Source organism: Streptomyces anandii JCM 4720 (assembly GCF_014650655.1).
GTDB lineage: Bacteria > Actinomycetota > Actinomycetes > Streptomycetales > Streptomycetaceae > Streptomyces > Streptomyces anandii.
In genome coordinates this window covers 145,207-150,687 of sequence record NZ_BMVJ01000019.1, presented here as the reverse complement: position 1 = coordinate 150,687, position 5,481 = coordinate 145,207, and the positions used below count along the sequence as shown (strand labels likewise).

The window sequence follows — 5,481 nt, the reverse complement described above, 5'->3', positions numbered from 1 at the left end:
CTGCACCGACACCGGCGCGTCCCCGCCCACCGCCACGGACCCGACCTGGATCTGCCGGCTCTTGCGGCGCTCGGCGAGCTTGGTCGGAACGGACGGCATGCCGAGAGAAATCGCAGTCATCTGCTGTGCAACCCCAAGTCGTGGATCAAGGTCCGGCCCCGTTCAGCGGCGGGCTCCAGGCTTCGAGATTACGGTACGTGGCCTGGCGCCAGCACATCCCACCCGGCAAACCACTCATTGGAAGGCGGCCGGGCGGGGAGCCCGCCCGGCCGCCGCGAACAGCGCGTGGCTACGAGATTTTGACGGGGTTAACCACGTCGGCGATCAGGACCAGGATGGTGAAGCAGATGAACACGCTGGCCACCACATAGGCCACCGGCATCAGCTTCGCCACGTCGAACGGACCGGGGTCCGGGCGCCGCAGCACCCTGGCCAGGTGCCGGCGCAGCGACTCCCACAGCGCGCCGGCGATGTGGCCGCCGTCGAGCGGGAGCAGCGGCAGCATGTTGAAGAGGAACAGGGAGAGGTTGAAGCCGGCGACCAGCATCAGGGCCATGGCCAGCTGCTGGGTGGGCGGGATGTCCAGGGTGAAGATCTCGCCGCCGACGCGGGCCGCGCCGACCACGCCCATCGGGGAGTCGGGCTGGCGGGGCGCGCCGTCGAAGGCGGCGTTCCACAGGGCCGGGATCTTGCCGGGCAGGCTCGCGATGGAGTCGACGGCCTCGCCGAGCCGGTCGCCCATCCAGGTCACGGACTGGCCGAAGTCCTGGCGCACGATGCCGGTGGCGGCGCTGAAGCCGAGGAAGCCGGCGGTGACGTACTGGCCCTGGACGATCTGGCCGTGGGAGTCCTTCTTGGCGACCTGGTTGGTGGCGATCTTCGCGTGCAGGGTGACGTCGTGGCCGCCGCGCTCGACGACGATGGGGACCTGCTTGCCGGGGTTGGCGCGGATCAGGTCGGACAGCTTGTTCCAGTTGTCGGTGGCGATCCCGTCGAAGGAGACGATCTTGTCGCCCGCCCTGAGGCCCGCGGCCGCGGCCGGGGCGGGGGCGTCGCCCTTCTTGCAGGTGTCGCGGTTCTCGCTCTGCGCGATGACGCACTGGGAGACGGAGCTGACCGAGGTGGTCTGCTGCGAGATGCCGAAGCCCATGAGCACGGTGAGGAACAGCGCGACCGCGAGGACGAGGTTCATGAAGGGGCCCGCGAACATCACGATGACCCGCTTCCACGGGGCGCGCGTGTAGAACAGGCGCTTGTCGTCGCCGGGACCGAGTTCCTCGAAGGCGGCCGAGCGGGCGTCCTCGATCATGCCGCGCCAGGGCGAGGTGGAGCGGGCGGTGATACGGCCGTCGTCGCCGGGCGGGAACATGCCGATCATGCGGATGTACCCGCCGAACGGGATGGCCTTGAAGCCGTACTCCGTCTCGCCCTTGCGCCGCGACCAGATGGTGGGGCCGAAGCCGACCATGTACTGGGGCACGCGGATGCCGAAGAGCTTGGCGGTGGACAGATGCCCCAGCTCGTGCCACGCGATGGAGACCAGCAGGCCCACCACGAAGACGACTATGCCGAGGATCATCATCAGGGACGTCATGCACGCGCCTCCGCGGTCGCCGTCTGGGCTGTCAGTTCGCGGGCCCGGGCGCGGGCCCAGGTCTCCGCTTCGAGGACGTCCGGCACGGTGAGCGAAGTTCCCGCGCTGGGGGTGCCGTGCTCCTCGACCACTTGTGTCACGGTCTCCATGATCCCGTTGAAGGGCAGTGTGCCGCGCAGGAACGCGTCGACGCACTCCTCGTTGGCGGCATTGAACACGGCCGGGGCGGTCCCGGCGAGCCGGCCCACGTGGCGGGCGAGGCCGACCGAGGGGAAGGCCTCGTCGTCGAGCGGGAAGAACTCCCACGTCGAGGCCTTGCTCCAGTCGAAGGCGGGCGCCGCGTCGGGGACGCGCTCGGGCCAGCCGAGGCCGATGGCGATGGGCCCGCGCATGTCGGGGGGCGTCGCCTGGGCAAGGGTGGATCCGTCGGTGAACTCAACCATCGAGTGGACATACGACTGCGGGTGCACGACCACCTCAATGCGGTCGAAGCCGATGTCGTAGAGGAGGTGCGCCTCGATGACCTCCAGGCCCTTGTTGACGAGGGTGGCGGAGTTGACCGTGATCACCGGACCCATGGCCCAGGTGGGGTGGGCGAGGGCGTCCTCGACGGTGACGTGTGCCAGTTCCTCCTTGGTACGGCCGCGGAAGGGGCCGCCGGAGGCGGTGACGACCAGCTTGCGCACATCGGCCCTGGTGCCGCCGGCGAGGGCCTGGAAGAGGGCGGCGTGCTCGGAGTCGACCGGGATGATCTGGCCGGGCTTGGCGAGCGCCTTGACCAGCGGGCCGCCGACGATGAGCGACTCCTTGTTGGCGAGCGCGAGGGTGCGGCCCGCTTCCAGGGCGGCGAGGGTCGGCGCGAGGCCGATGGAGCCGGTGATGCCGTTGAGGACGGTGTGGCAGTCGGAGGCGGCGAGTGTGGTGGCCGCGTCGGGCCCGGCGAGGATCTCGGGGAGCGGCTCGCCGGGGCCGTACTGCGCCGACAGCGCCTCCCGCAGCGCCGGTACGACGTCCTCCCGGGCCACCGCGACGGTCCGCACCCTGAGCCGGTGCGCCTGCTCGGCGAGGAGGGAGACCCGCCCGCCGTTGGCGGAGAGCCCGGTCACCCGGAAGCGGTCCGGGTTGCGCAGCACCAGGTCGACGGCCTGGGTGCCGATGGACCCGGTGGACCCGAGGACCACCACGTCCTTGGGACCGTCCCCGGCGACGGGGTCGAACACGAGATGCGGATCGGCGAGAGGGGCTGGACTGTCGCTCATCCCCCCATTGTGGCCGCAACGCCCCCCGGAAAGGACAGCGCATCCCCCGGACGGACCCCACCCCCGCCCACCAGGGCCCCGGCCCCGGCACCCGGCGAGCGGGCCCCGGAGGGACACCCCCGGCGCGCGGGCCCCGGAGCGCGCGGCACCCGGCAGGGGCCGCCCCGGGGCGCCGTGCCGTGCCCAGGACGCCGCTCCGGGGCGCGGCGCCCGGCCGGGGGGCGCTCCATGGCGGCGCCCGGCGAGGGCCGGCCGGGCACGGTGCCGGTGGCCGGCGTGGCGGATCCGGTGGCCCGGGCCCCGGAAGGCCCGGCCGCCGGATCCGGGTGGGGCGTCAGGGGATCGGGCGGTGCATGTTCTCCTTCGTGGACGGACCGGGGTGCGCGTCGGCGATCCAGGGGCCGTCGTCCGACGGGTCGATGACGCCCTGTTCCAGCCACTCGTAGGCGCCGCCGAGCACGCCCTTGACGACCTTGCGGTCGAGGTCGTCGGTGTTGCTCCACAGGCGGGTGAAGAGTTCCTCCACCCGGATGCGGGACTGGCGGCAGAAGGCGTCGGCGAGCTGGTAGGCCTCGCGGCCGTGGTCGCCCTCGGTGCGCAGGAGTTCGGCGCGCACGCAGGCCGCGCTCATCGCGAACAGTTCGGCGCCGATGTCGACGATCCGCCCGAGGAAGCCCTGCTTGGTCTCCATCCGGCCCTGCCAGCGGGACATGGCGTAGAAGGTGGAGCGGGCGAGCTTGCGGGCGTGCCGTTCGACATAGCGCAGGTGACCGGAGAGGTCGACGTGGCCCGAGGGGTGAAAGTCGGCGTAGGAGCGCGGGAGTTGTCCGGGCCCGGCGACCAGCTTCGGCAGCCACTTGGCGTAGAAGACACCGGCGTTCGCGCCCGCCTTCGCCTTGTCCGTGAGGGACTTGTCGGGGTCGATGAGGTCGCCGGCGACGGAGAGGTGCGCGTCGACGGCCTCGCGCGCGATCAGCAGGTGCATGATCTCGGTGGAGCCCTCGAAGATGCGGTTGATGCGCAGGTCGCGCAGCATCTGCTCGGCGGGCACGGCCCGTTCGCCGCGGGCGGCCAGCGAGGCGGCGGTCTCGAAGCCGCGGCCGCCGCGGATCTGGACCAGCTCGTCGGCCATCTTCCAGGCCATCTCGGAGCCGTAGAGCTTGGCGAGGGCGGCCTCGATGCGGATGTCGTTGCGGTTCTCGTCGGCCATCTGGGACGACAGGTCGAGCACCGCCTCCAGGGCGAAGGTGGTGGCCGCGATGAAGGAGATCTTGGAGCCGACCGCCTCGTGCAGCGCGACCGGCTTGCCCCACTGCTCGCGCGCGGCGGACCACTCGCGGGCGATCTTCAGGCACCACTTCCCCGCGCCCGCGCACATGGCGGGCAGCGAGAGCCGGCCGGTGTTCAGGGTGGTCAGGGCGATCTTCAGGCCCTGTCCCTCCTCGCCGATGCGGTTGGCCGCGGGCACCCGCACCCGGTGCAAGCGGGTGACGCCGTTCTCGATGCCGCGCAGGCCCATGAAGGCGTTGCGGTTCTCGACCGTGATGCCCTCGGAGGCGGCCTCGACGACGAAGGCGGTGATGCCGCCGCGGTGGCCCTCGGACTTCGGCACGCGCGCCATGACGACGAGGAGGTCGGCCACCACGCCGTTGGTGGTCCACAGCTTGACCCCGTCCAGCACGTAGTCGTCGCCGTCCGGGACGGCGGTGGTGGCCAGGCGTGCCGGGTCGGAGCCGACGTCCGGCTCGGTGAGCAGGAAGGCGGAGATGTCGGTGCGGGCGCAGCGCGGCAGGAAGGTGTCCTTCTGCTCCTGGGTGCCGAAGATTTTCACCGGCTGCGGTACGCCGATCGACTGATGGGCGGAGAGCAGGGCGCCGATCGCGGGGCTGGCCGAACCGGCCAGGGCGAGCGCCTTGTTGTAGTAGACCTGGGTCAGCCCGAGGCCGCCGTACTTGGTGTCGATCTTCATGCCGAGCGCGCCGAGCTCCTTGAGCCCGGTGACGACCTCGTCGGGGATCCGGGCGTCGCGCTCGATCCGGGCCGAGTCGATCTTCGTCTCGCAGAAGTCGCGCAGTTTGGCGAGAAACTCCTCGCCGCGCTGGACGTCGTCGTCGGCCGGGAGCGGATGGGGGTGGATGAGGTCGAGGCGGAAGCGGCCGAGGAAGAGCTCCTTGGCGAAACTGGGCTTGCGCCAGTCCTGTTCCCGCGCCGCTTCCGCGACCTGGCGTGCCTCACGCTCGGTGACGGTGCGTTTGTTGGCCGTTGGTGCGGACATGAGGCTCACCTCGCCGCGAATAGGGATCTTGGGACGTACGTTACTCACCAGTGCTACTTGATCGTATGTACCCGATACGGGGCGGACTCACCACCCCTCGCGCACGGAGACCGGCGGTTCCACCGTCTGTTTCGGGGCGGTTTCCCCCAGCATCGGGTGAGGGCCGCGTGAAGGCCAGTTGTGAACTCCTTCACCGAATTCCTATGAATTTCTCGGAAACCCCGGCCGAACCGCACAGCTGTGCCATAGGGTCCACAGCCACGGATCATTTGGGCGCATCCGTTCGGTGGGGATCGGACGGCGGGTGGCCCGTGACGACGACGTATGGCTGGGGGGCGCATGCGGGAAGTCGA

At 70.8% G+C, this 5,481-nt stretch carries 3 protein-coding genes and 1 pseudogene; all 4 read right to left on the bottom strand.

Going from position 1 to position 5,481, the window contains the following annotated elements:
• A pseudogene (locus tag IE249_RS28160) lies at positions 1-120 on the bottom strand (flavodoxin-dependent (E)-4-hydroxy-3-methylbut-2-enyl-diphosphate synthase); the annotation flags it as partial.
• A 169-nt stretch (positions 121-289) separates the two neighbouring features.
• Positions 290-1,594: a M50 family metallopeptidase gene (locus IE249_RS28155; RefSeq protein ID WP_506367595.1), complete on the bottom strand. Its 1,305-nt coding sequence runs from the start codon at positions 1,592-1,594 to the stop codon at positions 290-292.
• The gene (gene dxr / locus IE249_RS28150; protein WP_189709155.1) at positions 1,591-2,853 is read right to left on the bottom strand and encodes a 1-deoxy-D-xylulose-5-phosphate reductoisomerase; all 1,263 of its coding nucleotides are present in this window, start codon (positions 2,851-2,853) and stop codon (positions 1,591-1,593) included. The genes IE249_RS28155 and dxr overlap by 4 nt, the downstream gene beginning before the upstream one ends.
• A gap of 334 nt (positions 2,854-3,187) precedes the next feature.
• Complete coding sequence (locus IE249_RS28145) at positions 3,188-5,128, bottom strand: acyl-CoA dehydrogenase family protein (RefSeq protein WP_189709153.1); 1,941 nt, start codon at positions 5,126-5,128, stop codon at positions 3,188-3,190.
• Between the last annotated feature and the right edge of the window lie 353 nt (positions 5,129-5,481).